Source organism: Flavobacterium sp. GSB-24, assembly GCF_027924665.1.
In the GTDB taxonomy this organism is placed as follows: Bacteria; Bacteroidota; Bacteroidia; order Flavobacteriales; family Flavobacteriaceae; genus Flavobacterium.
This window is the reverse complement of the sequence record NZ_AP027043.1, coordinates 1,709,823-1,724,553: the sequence shown is the minus strand read 5'-3', so window position 1 is coordinate 1,724,553 and position 14,731 is coordinate 1,709,823. Positions and strand designations below refer to the sequence as shown.

Sequence of the window (14,731 nt, the reverse complement as noted above, 5' to 3'; positions counted from 1 at the left end):
AATGAAATTTAGTTTAGAAACTAAAAATTAATTTCCAAAATTATAACGAAGTGTGAAACCTGATCTGATGTTCGTTAAAGGAAATGAAGTCGAAATAACTGCTTTCGAGAACGAATGATCATAATAAAATATTGCTGTCAAGTTTTTACTGAAAGCATAATCAGCAGTCAACTTTAAGGTCCAAATATTTTGTCCCGCAGCCAGCTGATTATTATCGTAATCTAAATACCTAACTAAAGTTTCATTGTTTCTATATGAAAAATCAGCTTTGATATTAATATCACTTTTAATAATTCCAGTTGGATTATCTGCCAATCTTGAAGAGAAAATTACATCTTTAAAACGATATCCTAACCCAACAACATACTCTACTCCTTTAACTTCTGTCAACAAATTGTTGTCAAAACTCATCGATAAGGCTCGGTCTTTTTTAATTTCAGTTAATAAACGAAGTGAACTCTTCAGCTCAAAATCAACTCGAATAAGCGGACTAAACTGCTCTACCAAGTTAACATTCGACATAATTGTTTTATTAAAGAAATTCGAATTGACATCCTGCCCGTTAGGATTTTCTAAATAATCAAAGTTCGATCTAAACTGGCTGATTGTATATGAAGCTCTGTAATTATGCTGTAAAGAGAAACGTTTAAAATGATCTTTAAAATATTTATAACGCATCAAACCATTATACTTCACAGTCCAGTTCGGGATAGGGAAACTTCTAAAAATACTTGTCGAAGCATTTGAGGCATCACTTCCTGTATAAGCTGCTAAAAACGAAGGAAGCAAGACTGCCTGATTACTTTTACTAAATCCTATTGGATACCCATCATTTGACTGGATTAACTTTCTTTGACTATTATTTGGATTTGCAAGATTATCCAATGGAGCATTCGGATCTTCTGTTGGAAGAGTAGACGCATCATATCTAGGAATAACTGCTCCATAATGATCTTCCGCTAAACGATTTGCAATTATTAAACGATTATTTCTAAAATCATCAAATGCCGCAGACTGCGTTTCATTACTTGTTGAAAAAGCAGTTTTGATCAATACTGTTGAAATAGAAAACATTCCGTATGTATATGGCGACAAAGGCTTATAATACAATCCTCCAATTGAATCTCTAACCGTATATTGTTCGGACGAGTTTTCAGAATACGCACGATCCATATTTAAATCAATTTTCAAATCAGGAAACAAATCAACATTTGCTGTAATTTTCAAAAGTTTATTACTTACCTGAGTATAATTTTGATTAAAATTTTGATAATTGGTCAACCATCCATTTTTGGCCGCTTCGTAACGTATGTCATCCTGACTACCAAATACGAATCCTAATGATGGTTTTGATGTACCAAAGAAACCTACTCCTGGTATATATCCTGGCAAAACAGTACCGCTGTTTTTAGTATAATTAATTTGAATGTTCTTAACACTTGTCAAAACTCCAATTAAACCGTCGTAGAAAGGACTTCTACTTACTGTTGGCTTCGCAGTGTTTACAATTTTTTCACCTGGCTTAGGTGGCGCTGTTGGTTTTGTTTTCGCAGCTGTTTTAGAACCTGGCGTTAGACCTAAATACTTATACAACGTGTTCATATTTAATGTTGTAGTTAAAGTATTTGAATTAGCATTTTGGATTGTATTTCCTAAATCCCACAGAGTTGTCGATCCATCTGGATTTTCTTCTTCATATTGCGAAAATGCTGTTGAAGCTCTTTGCCAATTATAATCGGCAGTATAAGAATAAGTTGCTTTTACGAAACTGAAAATTGGAATTTTATTAATTGGTATATCATAATTTAAAACCAATTGCTGCAAATGCTGATTTGGCGTACCAATATCAAAATAATCGTCCCAAATATTAAAGTCTTCTTTTGGCGAATTATCGTCATTCAAAAAGTTCCTAACAATATTATTCGATGCAGCAGTATAATTTAATTTTAATGATTTTGTCAGATTGAATCCAAAACCATATTGATAATTGAATGCAAAATTTCTTCTGTAAAGCGGATCAAGACCAATACCTTCTACATCAACTTGTCGATATTGCTGGCGATTACTTTGTCTAATAATATTTGTATTAAAAGAGATATTTGAAGGAAGATAATTAAAATTGAAATCACTCAATAGTTTCCAATATTCACTTGTTTTCATGAATTTGGTCTGCTTGAACGGAACCACTTCTTTCGGCTGGAATGTATACGCATAATTCACGGCTGTGTTCGATTGCTCATCTTCATAATCTTCTACTTCATAATCATGTCTTTCTACCTGATTATAAGATTGGGAGAATGTAAAGTTTTCTACATCATAAACATGAGGTTTCTGCTCTTGGGCTCTGTCTTTTCGTACTCCAATAAAGTTAATACTCTTACGCTTAGTATAATCTACTGCACGTGTTCTAATATTATCTTTTTCTGCTGGATCTGTTGTTTTCGCAATTAACTGTTTCAGTTTAATATCCTGATTAAAGGGATCGTATTCTGGTGTAATAACTTCTTCTCCAATTGCATAATTGAACGGAAGATTAATTCCCCATTTCTTAGGCAGTAATTTTCCTAAATTTAAGTTTGTTACTATGTTATATTGTTGGATATCTTCACGATCTCTTTCATTAGCCCCCTCTTCAAGAGAACCAAAACCAATGGTACTCTTTTTTCCTGATGCTGATAATGTCATCAAATCGGCCATATTGGTATCGACATTTAACAAGGCTGCCATACCGCCTTTGTTTTCCAAATCAGACATACGAAGCTCGTTAAACCAAACTTCTCCATTAATGTTTTTATGATCTGCAGCACTTTTTACTCCGACCATTAAATTTCGAACTAAACCAAAATTCGGATTTCCTTTTATACCTAAAGTCAATTTACCGTCTTGGTCACCTCCTTCTATAGATGGATCTCTATCTGGATAGTAAATACCATTTACATCTCTTCTTGGGTCATTAGGATCAATCTTCATTGCCAATATTTTCATTCTGGTCAGCAAAGACAAAGCCACGTCAATATTATTTTCTTCCAGCCAAACCAAATCTGGACTTATCTCACATGATCCTCCAGTATTTGTTACTTTTAATGGAATTTCAATCTGATAAAAGTTTTGCGTAAAGTCATTACCAAAACGAATAAATCCAATCATTTCATTATCTAAAAGCTGGCTATCATTTGGAAGTGATTCCGCATGAATGAACATTTTCAACTTTTTGTATTGACGCATATCAACACTTACATTTTTGAAAACTGCTCTAGAATCTTGATATTCTAATCCTGAACCTCCAATTCTTAATGCTAAAGACTGCTCATTTTGGTTAATGATTGTATTGTTGTTATATGCTTGTTCTCTTTGAACTCCTGGCGGAATAACATAATTTACTGGGCATTTAGTCCCATTTTCCTGAATATTAACTGCCGCAACATCAAACTCAGTTCCGTCGTTTTCTGGATTTGTATCATTAGCATCTAATGTTCCTGTGTATCTTCTCCATTCTCCTCTAACTAAATCTAATGCTCCAAAACGAACCGTCATTTGATCATTAAATCCAGTCATAAACATACGCATGAAACGAATCGATCTAAAATCTGTAATATTTCCAATAGTATTTTGTGGCTGCGAAACTGGGATTTTAAATTGAATCCATCTTGCATTTGTTGTGCTTCCGTTTGGAAGTTCAACATTTTTTACTTCTCTAATGTCTGTAATATAATTTTGTCCAATCTGCATTCCTGGTCTTAAATCAATACTGTATTCATAATACGCATTGATTGTACTCATTGTATTATCACGGTTGATATCTTCAACGTCTGGAAGAGTTGTAGAACCACGATTCGGATCATCTACACTTACTGCAGAGTTCCCCTCAGTTCCATTATATTTTTTATAGCGATTTAAAACGCCGCCATCTGTATTTAAATAATAGGTGTAATCATCTGCTGCTGGATCACTTTCACCAGCGTAATTATTATAAATAGAAGCTTCTTTTGAATTCGGAAGTCCATCTAAACCAACATCTTGATTTCTACGATTATCCGGATTGGTGTCAAAAGCATAAATTAACGATTGTGATGCAGGCACATCTCCCCAAAGTGGCTGCGGATTTACCATTACCTGATCTGGTCCTAATCCGTTTTCATATTGTTTTCTGCCGTCTTTTAAAACGTCTTCTGAAACTTCTCCTAAGTTGAAATAAATTTTACCTGTATTGGTCGGCTGTGATTCTCCTGTTCCAACATATGGATCCAGTACCCAAAACTGAATATATTCGACATTTCCCTGCTCAAAATTGGTTGAATTCAGCGCACGCATAATTCCTCCAAAATTGGTCGAAGGACTACTTGCCCCAAAATTTGGATTGTTATTGTAAGGCCCTCTATCTGATGGATAATACGTTAAATCTAAAGTATTAACTACTTGAATTTGTCCTTGAGCAATATCTGTATTCGGATAAAGCTCTCTACTATAGATTCTTCTTGTTGAATTTAAAGACAAATCGTCATTGGAAATTCCCGAAGGTTTTGATGCATAAAAGACTGGATCGATGGTATACCATGCTAGCTTTGCACGTTTGAAACCATAATCTAACGTATTAGAACTTGCATTAAATGTATTATCATTTATTGAACCAATATATGGAGTCGAAGATAAACTCCATGCATATGCAGATCTCATATCAATAGTTGTCTGAGAACCTTCAAAATCATCTATATAAATAGTTGCCTCACCTTCAAAATCACTGGCTTTTGGTGCATCTGGTTTTAAAAATGCAACTTCTCCACGAATGGAAAGATTAGAAGGAACATCGGTATCAACGTTTGGAAGCTTATTGGCTAATCTAGTTAAAAATGGAACTTCTGTAGAGTAATTTCCGTTAAAACCAAAAATAGTATTGTTTACAGATTCCTGTCCGTAGCTTGATTTTTGAGTAAAAGGACGCTCTGTCATCTTTAAAAAGGTTGCCCCTAAAACAAAATTTTCAGACATTTTACGTTCGATATTAAATCCCATAAATCTTCTGGTCTGCTGTCCAAAAATTGAATTATTTTCTAAGGAAACTTCAATTGGTGTATTGGAAGCTTGAAGAGAAGGATCTAAAATCTGCACTCTTCCTAATTGATAATCAACACTATAATCAATACCTTCAACCAAAACCCTTCCTGCCGCAGTTACTACAACAGAACCTTGTGGAACGTTGAATGCTCCAATTGGAATACCATTACTTCCCGAAGATTTGTATTTTCCTCTTAATAAAAATTTGTTTTTATCACTATCCTGTAACGCACCAGCTTGTGTACTTCTGTACATATTTCTGAATACATATTTTTGCTGATTTGGGTTATAGGTAGTTGGATCATTATAATTTTCTCCAGATCCTGTATTTTGTAATTTTCTAAACAAAAGTTCTCCAAAAGGTTCTTTGGTTGTAAAAATAATACGAGCATTTTGAACATCTACTGTTATTCCTGGAACATAATCAAAAAAACCATCTCCACCCTTTTGTGGGTCATTGGTAGAATTTAACTGATCTAAGTTAAATACATTCAGTAAAGGAGTTTTAGTAATATAATAATTATTTGGATCAGGATTTACAGGATCATCATCTGGAAAAAGAGTCCCTGGAACTGGTGTTATATAATTTATTGGTGATGGATCTGTGTAAAGAATGTTTAGCCTGAAATCTTCTTGCTTGATTTGATACGCCTGTGGAATTTGATAAACGTTTTTCATCATCAAGTTCCAAACTGGATTATTAACATTAGTCAAACTGCTTTTCAGCATTTTTAAAACCAAACTCTGCGTTACAATGGCTTGATTAGCGTTATTGTTTCCTGTAACTACAGTTGCATCTACACCATCGCTTCCGAATTCTCCAACTTGATATACTTTTCCTCCAACAGTATACTCAAAGGCAACGGCTAAAATTTCGTCATTGGCCAGACGCTGCTGCAAAGAGATATAACCTAATTGTGGATTAAAAGTATATTCGTTTGTTGTTAACTTTCTAGCATTTTCTAAAACAGAATAATCGGTACCTTCGCTTACATTTGCATTGTTAAATCCAGAACCAGCAGTAACAATCTCCCTAATATTAGAATTTAAATAACTTCCTCCTTGCCCGATTGTTGCAGGATTGTATTTATTATTCGTATTGTCTGTTGGAGAATCTATAGGATTATTAAAAAATCCTGCCGAATTGGTAATCACTACAACTTCATTGTCTGGCACGCCGCTAACTTGACCTTCACCTAAATCTTGAAGCGCAATAATATTTCTTAAGTTATTATTGTTTGTCGTTACTCTATTCTGTTTATTGGTAACCCATACTTCTAGTCTTGTAATTTGAACACGGCTGTCAATAAATGGATAATTTCTTAGAGATGAATCGTATTTATTTCTAAAGTATTGTGACAAGAAGAAATGTCGGTCATTATCGTAATCTAATGCGAACAAATCAAAGTTTTGAACTGTTCCTCCACCTTCTGCGACTATACTTTTGGTTTGAGACTTCTGTTCTGAGAAAACTCCGGTAATAGTTGTTTTACCAAATTGTGCTTTTACTTTTGCTCCAAATAAACTCTGTGCACCTCGAATAAGTGTGCTATTAAGAGGCATGCTGACGTTACCAACTTCTACACTTTGTATTATATCATCTTCTGATGGAGTATACGCGAGTTTAAATAAGTTTTGAAAGGCAAAAGTTGACTGCGTATCGTAATTGGCATTTACCTCAAGACGAGTTCCTATTTTACCCATTAAACTCATACTGATTCTTTGATCAAAATCAAAAGTCAGGCTGGATCTGTTTCTTGGCGAAAATGAAGGATTGTCTTGTTTGGTATAACGCAAACCTAGATCCATTTCGACTGATCCTGTGGGCTTTACATCAATGGTATTACTTCCAAAAATACTTTCGAACAAACTGGAATTGATATAATATCTTGGAAGTAAATCTTTTTTTGCGGCTTCGCTTCCTGTTTTTTTACCATCAATAGCATCTGATTTTTTTCTAAAGTAATCTCTTCTAGATTCTTTTAGAACTAAATCTTCGTATTCTTTTGGAGTTAAAATTAAAGGGTAATTGATTGAGAAACCATCAACAGAATTGGTATAAATATAACGATCTGTAATTGGATCGTATCTATAAGCTGATAGTATACTTGGTGGATCTGCAATTTCAATTTTACCAACTGAAAACTGAGTTTTAGTTGTATCTTGAGTTGCCGGGGTGACCTGCGCACGCAAAACATTACCGCAGAGTAAGACCAGCAACAAAATACAAATTTTACGCATAGAATTCTTTTATATAAAATGAATTTATAAGCTTTTTAAAGCTTTTTTGATGATTGTTTCTACTGTAGCTTCTGGATCTTCTTTAACGATCTTTTCTACTACTTTTTCAGACGCTTTACGAACAAAACCTAAAACTTCCAAAGCAGATAACGCTTCATCTCTATTTGTATTGTTTTGAACTACTGAAACTTCATCCAAATCGTACAACTTTAACACTTTTTCCTTTAAATCAAGTATAACCCTTTGTGCTGTTTTGTTCCCAATCCCTTTTATAGATTGAATTACGCCTACATCTCCTGATGCAATCGCATTTATAATTTGTTTTGGTTCTATTGACGAAAGCATAGTTCTCGCAATTCCTGCACCGATTCCTGAAACAGAAAGCAGCATTCTAAAAATTTCGCGTTCCGATTTCTCTGCAAAACCATATAAAGTATGCGCATCTTCTTTTATTTGAAGATGCGTATACAATTTTATATTTTCAGAATTTGGTATTAAAGAAAAGGTATGCAGTGATATATTCACCTGATAACCAACTCCTCCACAATCAATTACAACTTCTGTAGGATTTTTTTCTACTAATCTTCCCTGCAAATGTGCTATCATAAATATACTTTATTAGTATCAAATATAATAAAAATGCCATAAAATTACGACAAAGTTATTCAATCCTTGTTAGAACGTTTATTGTGAGATTTTATTCTTTTTGTTTTCTTTTTCCTGTGCATCAATCACAGCGATTGCAGCCATGTTTACCATTTCTTCTACGCTTGCCCCTAATTGGAAAATGTGAACTGGTTTACCCATACCCATCATAATTGGTCCGATTGAATTCACTTTATACAATTCTTTCAACAATTTATAAGTGATATTTGCTGACTCTAGATTAGGGAAAATCAATGTATTTACTTTTTTACCAGCTAATTTAGAGAATGGGAATTTCTCCTGCAACATTTCTGGATTTAAAGCAAAATCTGCCTGAATTTCTCCATCAACGATCATTTCAGGATGATTTTTATGTAAGTAAGCAACTGCTTCTCTAACTTTTGACGCGCTTGCGCTAGATGAAGAACCAAAGTTTGAGAATGAAACCATTGCAATAACAGGCTCAATACCAAACATTTTTGCTGTTTTAGAAGTCATAATTGCAATGTTAATCAAATCTTGTGCAGATGGATTAATGTTGATTGCAGTGTCTGATAAAAACATTGGCCCGCGAGAAGTAAGCATCATGTTTGCTGTTGCAATTAGAGAGGCATTATGTGCTTTTTCTATTAATTGCATCATTGGTTTTACAACAGAAGGATAGCTTCTAGAATATCCAGTAACTAAAGCATCTGCTTCACCTTCATTAACCATCATGGCTGCAAAATAGTTTCTTTCGCGCATGAATTTCTCCGCATCTAATTTTGAAACACCTCTGCGCCCTCTTGTTTCCCAAAACGAATTTGCAAATTTATTACGTCTTACTTCTTCTTCATCTGTCTTAGGATCAATGATTTCTAGATCAGCATCAAAACCTAATTCTGCTTTCAATTCTAAAATCACTTCTTTGTTTCCTAATAAAATTGGGAATCCAATTCCGTCTTCGTAAACAATTTGTGCTGCTTTTAATACATTTAACTGATCTGCTTCAGCAAAAACAATTCTTTTAGGATCTAATTTTGCACGATTTGTAATCAATCGCACCATTTTATTATCATTACCCATACGCTCACGAAGATTGTCTTCATAAGCTGCCCAGTCTGTGATAGGATTTTTTGCTACACCAGATTCCATTGCTGCTTTTGCAACTGCAGGCGCTACAACTGTAATCAATCGAGGATCAAATGGTTTTGGAATGATATATTCTTGTCCGAAACCTAATTTGGTTGCACCGTACGCTACGTTAACCTGCTCTGGAACTGGTTCTTTTGCTAAAATAGCCAACGCTTTTACGGCAGCCATTTTCATTTCTTCGTTAATTTTTGTCGCTCTTACGTCTAGTGCGCCTCTAAAAATGTAAGGAAAACCTAAAACGTTATTTACCTGATTAGGAAAATCTGAACGTCCTGTCGCCATAATAACGTCTTTACGCGTTTCTACAGCTAAATTATAATCGATTTCCGGATTCGGATTTGCCATTGCAAAAACGATCGGGCTTTTTGCCATTGTTAGTAACATTTCTGGCGAAAGAATATCTCCAGAAGATAATCCGATGAAAACATCAGCATCTTTTACTGCATCTGCCAAAGAAATTTTTGGTCCGTCGACAGCATATTTTAATTGTAAATCTGAAAGTGCAGGATTGTCTTTTGTTAAAAGTCCTTTACTGTTGAACATTAAAACATTCTCTACTTTCACGCCTAATAAAACGTATAAATCAGTACAAGCAATTGCCGCAGATCCTGCTCCAGAAACTACTACTTTTACATCTTCTGCTTTTTTTCCTGCTAATTCAAGTGCATTGATTAAAGCTGCTGAAGATATAATTGCTGTTCCGTGCTGGTCATCGTGCATTACCGGAATATTTAATTCTTCTACCAGTCTTCTTTCGATTTCAAAAGATTCTGGCGCTTTAATATCTTCAAGATTAATACCTCCAAAAGTTGGAGCAATATTTTTTACGGTTTGAATAAATTCTTCAACATTTTCGGTGCCGATTTCGATATCAAAAACATCAATATCAGAGAATATTTTGAATAACAAACCTTTCCCTTCCATTACAGGTTTTCCTGCTTCAGGGCCTATATTTCCTAGTCCTAAAACAGCTGTACCGTTTGAGATTACGGCTACTAAATTTCCTTTTGCTGTATATTTATAAACGTCATCAATGTTTTCTGCAATTGCTAAACATGGTTCTGCAACTCCCGGCGAATAAGCCAGTGATAAGTCTCTTTGGGTTGCATATTTTTTTGTTGGAACTACCTGAATTTTTCCTGGAGTCGGCTCTGAATGGTACAGTAACGCTTCTCTTCTTTTACTCTCTTTGTTCATTATTTTTAGCTTTTATTCTAGCTTACAAAGATATAAGTCTTGTTTTAAAATGGCGTATTTTTAGCATTTTCTTTTCTTAAAATCCATTTTGATAAATAAAAAAAGTCCAATAGAAATTGGACTCCTTTTAAATTTTTATTGTTTTTAAGTGTGCTTTATTGAGAAATATAAGAATTCAAATGATTAATGGTGTCTTTTTGAATTTCTATAATTGCCTTAACAACATCGCTTATTGAGATTATTCCGACTACTACTCCATCTTCTAAAACAGGCAGGTGTCGGATTCTTTTTTCGCTCATAAGTTCCATACAATCTTCAAGATTATCTGAAAGTTTTACTGTAAAAACATTACTTTCCATAATCTCATGAACAAAAGTTTCTTTAGAAGATTTATCTTTTAGAACAATTTTACGGGCATAATCTCTTTCAGATAAGATTCCTTTTAAATTATTATCGTCAATAATTAAAATTGCTCCGATATTTTTTTCTCCCATTACTTTTAAGGCTTCATAAACCGTTAAATTCGAAATAACGGAATAGACATTTCTTCCTTTTGCTTTAAGTATTTGATCTACAGTCATAATGAAAAATTTTTAGGTTTATAAAGTTAAAACAAAAACAAACACGATTTGCAACGAAATCGATTTTTTAAAAACATAAGCAATTCATTTTAAACATAATACATCAAAATTTAGATTTTCAAAATTATCCACTAAAGAAAGAAACTTTTTACAATTCTTTTTTGAATAAAATTTGATTTTTTAACGTTTAGGATTCACATTATATAAATAGTAATCAAATGTCCCGATGGGACAAAATGCATGGCGATATTTTGGGATTCTACCAATCATTAACTCCTAACGGAGTTATTTTGCAGAATTAAATATTATGAATTAGCAACTCATTAGAAGTTATGGCATGATACAAGAGTGATTATAATCATCGTAATATTATATCTGGATGTTTAAAAGAACATTTAATCCTCAGGGATTAAATCAATACCATTAAAAATATTGAACAGCAACTCCGTTAGGAGTTATGGATTGGTAGAAAAAATAATGATAATCATCACAATATTATCTTTTAGGGATATATGAAAGCACATTAAAAATAAATCAGAGACTCCGCTAGAACTTATGGGTTGGTAGAAAAAATAATGATAATCATCCCAATATTATCTTTTAGGGATATATGAAAGCACATTAAAAATAAATCAGAGACTCCGCTAGAACCTATGGATTGGTAGAAAAAAAAATTGTAACCATCAAAATATTATTCCTCAGGTGTTATATCAGTACCATTAAAAATATAGAAGAGCAACTCCGCTAGGAGTTATGGGTTGGTAGAAAAATAATGATGATAATATCAATATTATCCCGTAGGGATATCTGGAAAAACATTAAAAGTATAACCATGCCAAAATTCAGAGCATTTTTTTACAAAAAACCCTTTTCTAAAATTTAGAAAAGGGTTCTATGATTGGAATTTGGAATTTAAAAAATTGAAAATTTCCTTTTTTTAAATCGCTATAATAATAAACTCACTTCTTCTATTTTGCATATGTTGTTTTTCGGTGCACTTAACTCCGTCTGCACATTTGTTTACTAATTGTGTTTCTCCATAACCTTTGGCAGATAAACGTTCTTCGCTTATTCCTTTTTGTACCAGCCAGTTTTTTGTCGATTGCGCTCTTTTTTCAGAAAGAATCTGATTGCTTTCTGATGACGAACGGCTGTCGGTGTGTGAACGAATATCTAGTTTCATTTTTGGATATTCATTTAAAAGATTTACCACTTTCATTAATTGTGGTTCTGATGTCTTTTTGATTGTTGCTTTGCCCAAATCAAAAAAGTTCATTGGCAGATTTAATAGTTTTGCCAAATCTGCTCCCACTTTTATCGATCCTAATTTTACTGGACTTATTGCAACTTTTTTGATTTCTATTTTTTTCGCAGCAAGAGGAACAAACACTTTGTTTAATGCAATCATTAATGTTGTTTCTGCGTCTTTTTGGATATTTACAGAAACTTCTTTTGCGTTGTAATCTGTTTTGGCTGTTCTAATAGTATATTTTCTGCCGCATTTTACAGCAGGAAAAATGTAATTTCCTTTTTCATCTGTAACGATTGTTCCAACTGGATCAAACTTATCGTTAAATAAAGTAAGAGAAGTATTGGCCAGCAGTTCATTAGATTCTGCATCTGTAACTGTTCCTGTTAAGTTTTGCTCACAGATTAATCTTCTAGTTTCTGTAAATCGATAAATATCATCTAACCCTTGACCGCTGTCTCTATTGGAAGAGAAAAATCCGTTTCTAATTTTACTGTCAATGCTAAAAGCGAAATCGTCTTGTTTACTGTTTACAGGTTCCCCAACATTTAAAACTTCATCAAAAGTTCCGTTTGCTTTTATTCTAACAGCAAAAATATCAAGTCCGCCTAAACCTGGGCGTCCGTCAGATGCAAAATACAATTCGTTGTCTCCAGAAATAAAAGGAAAAGTTTCTCTACCTTCGGTATTAATTGAAGGTCCTAAGTTTTCTGGTGTCCCAAATGTACCGCCTTCATTAATAGTTACTTTATAAATATCCGACTGGCCAAACGTTCCTGGCATATCAGACGCGAAATACAATACTTTTTCGTCTACACTTAACGCTGGATGTGCAGTACTGTATTGGTCGCTGTTAAACGGAAGTTCTTTTATGTTTTTCCATTCTTCGTCAATCCATTCTGCTTTGTACAATTTTAAAAGCGTTACATTTTTATCGTTGCTTCTTCTCTTGCCATCAGTAAAGTTATTTCGGGTAAAATACATTGTACGACCATCTTTTGTGAAAATCGGACTTGACTCATTGAATTTGTCTTTTTTTCTTTTTATTAAAAGTTCAGGTCTTCCAACACTTCCGTCAGGCATTAAAACAGCCGAATATAATCTTGAGAAAGATCTATTTGTCCATTGAAAATTAGTCTTAACCACTCCGCCTGTATCGCGCGCCGAAGTAAAAATTATTTTGTTATTATAAGTAGTGCTTCCGTAATCTGAAAAATGAGAATTAACTCCCGCATCTCCAATTTCAAATCGACCTGAATTTTCTTTTATTTCCTCTAAATAATTTTTATCATTTCGAATTAAATCGGCTCTCTTTTCTAAAACCGCTTTTTCATTAAATTTCTGTAGAATTTCATCCGATTTACGGTAGTTTCCAGCTGATTTTAAAGATTGTGCATAACGGTATAAATATTCAGATTCTTGGTCTGGGTTTATCATAAATAATTGTTCATACCATTTTAAGGCACTTTTTAATTCTCCATTAAAATAATATGAGTTTGCCAGACGCTGAATTAATCCTTCGTTATTAGTTTCTGTGGTTACTAAGTTTTCGTATACTTTTATTGCATCTGCGTAAGCATATTCACTGTACTTTTTATCTGCATATTTTACATTCATATTTGTGAATGGATTTTGTGCATTCACATTTAAGAAAAAGCCTGACAGCAAAAAGATCAAAATTAATTTGTTTACTTTCATAGGTATCATTAAAAGAATCTTGGAGATATCATTTTATTATAATTATTGAAGAATTCGAATCTTAGGAAAATCTCATGAGATCCAGAATTGTATTTTCTAAGTCTTGTAGTTTCATGATCGTAACCATAACCTACGTACATTCCTTTTGTAACTTGAAATCCAGCCATTGCACTAACTGATGCACTCCAACGGTATGCAAGCCCAAGAACGAATTTATCATTAAACATAAAATTCCCCGAAACATCTACCTGCAAAGGTGCTCCTTCTACCATTTTGGTCATTAAAGCTGGTTTGAATTTGATATACTCTAAACGATCCAGATTAAAGACATAACCGGCTATTAAATAATAATTGATTTTTTCTTTGAAAATAGCGGTGTCGTCAGAATTATAGCGATTTGTTTCTATAAAATTAGGAACAGATAATCCAATATATGCTCGATCTGAATGATAGTAAATTCCAGCTCCTACATTTGGACTAAATCTGTTTTTTAAGTTTTGAAATTGTGGATCATCCTGATCTTCCATACTTAATTTATTGACATCAAGATTAAAAAGATTTGCTGTTCCTTTTATCCCGAAAGACAAGTTCCAAGTTTCTGAAGTTGGTATTGTATAAGATAAATCTGCTGATAAAGTGTTTTCGACAGTTGGTCCGATTTTATCATTTACTAAGGAAACTCCAAGTCCTAAATCGCTGTTACTTAAAGGTGTATTTACAGAAAATGTGCTTGTTTCCGGCGCGCCATCTAAACCAACCCATTGCGTACGATACAATCCAAAAACGCTTAAAGCTCCTCTTGAACCTGCGTAAGCTGGATTGACTTCGATTGTATTATACATGTATTGAGTATACTGCGCATCTTGCTGCGCATTAGACACAATCGAAAAAAACATAAAAATTAAAATTAATTTTTTCATTTATTAAGTTTTAA

The 14,731-nt window shown here is 33.5% G+C and carries 6 protein-coding genes; all 6 read right to left on the bottom strand.

All coding sequences use genetic code 11. The features are described 5' to 3' along the window. Positions 1 to 27 precede the first annotated feature (27 nt). The 6 genes from sprA to QMG60_RS07600 all read right to left on the bottom strand — a co-directional run bounded on the left by sprA (position 28) and on the right by QMG60_RS07600 (position 14,717). A complete protein-coding gene (gene sprA / locus QMG60_RS07625; RefSeq protein ID WP_281867383.1) occupies positions 28 to 7,293 on the bottom strand; it encodes a cell surface protein SprA in 7,266 nt (2,421 codons plus the stop codon). Between the two features lie 24 nt (positions 7,294 to 7,317). Further along, positions 7,318 to 7,899 carry a Holliday junction branch migration protein RuvA gene (gene ruvA, locus QMG60_RS07620; protein WP_057117440.1) on the bottom strand — a complete coding sequence of 194 codons (582 nt, stop codon included), beginning with the start codon at positions 7,897 to 7,899 and terminating at the stop codon, positions 7,318 to 7,320. Between the two features lie 78 nt (positions 7,900 to 7,977). Continuing rightward, positions 7,978 to 10,269 (bottom strand): NADP-dependent malic enzyme, encoded by a 2,292-nt coding sequence (locus tag QMG60_RS07615; protein WP_057117441.1) that lies wholly within the window; start codon positions 10,267 to 10,269, stop codon positions 7,978 to 7,980. A 155-nt stretch (positions 10,270 to 10,424) separates the two neighbouring features. Then, positions 10,425 to 10,850, bottom strand: a complete 426-nt coding sequence (locus QMG60_RS07610) for a CBS domain-containing protein (protein ID WP_057117442.1) — start codon at positions 10,848 to 10,850, stop codon at positions 10,425 to 10,427. Positions 10,851 to 11,787: 937 nt separating this feature from the next. Next, positions 11,788 to 13,797 (bottom strand): OmpA family protein, encoded by a 2,010-nt coding sequence (locus QMG60_RS07605; protein WP_281867382.1) that lies wholly within the window; start codon positions 13,795 to 13,797, stop codon positions 11,788 to 11,790. 8 nt (positions 13,798 to 13,805) lie between these two features. Further along, positions 13,806 to 14,717: a type IX secretion system membrane protein PorP/SprF gene (locus tag QMG60_RS07600; protein WP_057117444.1), complete on the bottom strand. Its 912-nt coding sequence runs from the start codon at positions 14,715 to 14,717 to the stop codon at positions 13,806 to 13,808. Between the last annotated feature and the right edge of the window lie 14 nt (positions 14,718 to 14,731).

Bases quoted from the DNA above. Each gene is read 5' to 3' on its own strand.
- QMG60_RS07610 (WP_057117442.1), bottom strand. From the start codon at position 10,850: ATGACTGTAGATCAAATACTTAAAGCAAAAGGAAGAAATGTCTATTCC.
- ruvA (WP_057117440.1), bottom strand. From the start codon at position 7,899: ATGATAGCACATTTGCAGGGAAGATTAGTAGAAAAAAATCCTACAGAA.
- QMG60_RS07615 (WP_057117441.1), bottom strand. From the start codon at position 10,269: ATGAACAAAGAGAGTAAAAGAAGAGAAGCGTTACTGTACCATTCAGAG.
- QMG60_RS07600 (WP_057117444.1), bottom strand. From the start codon at position 14,717: ATGAAAAAATTAATTTTAATTTTTATGTTTTTTTCGATTGTGTCTAAT.
- sprA (WP_281867383.1), bottom strand. From the start codon at position 7,293: ATGCGTAAAATTTGTATTTTGTTGCTGGTCTTACTCTGCGGTAATGTT.
- QMG60_RS07605 (WP_281867382.1), bottom strand. From the start codon at position 13,797: ATGAAAGTAAACAAATTAATTTTGATCTTTTTGCTGTCAGGCTTTTTC.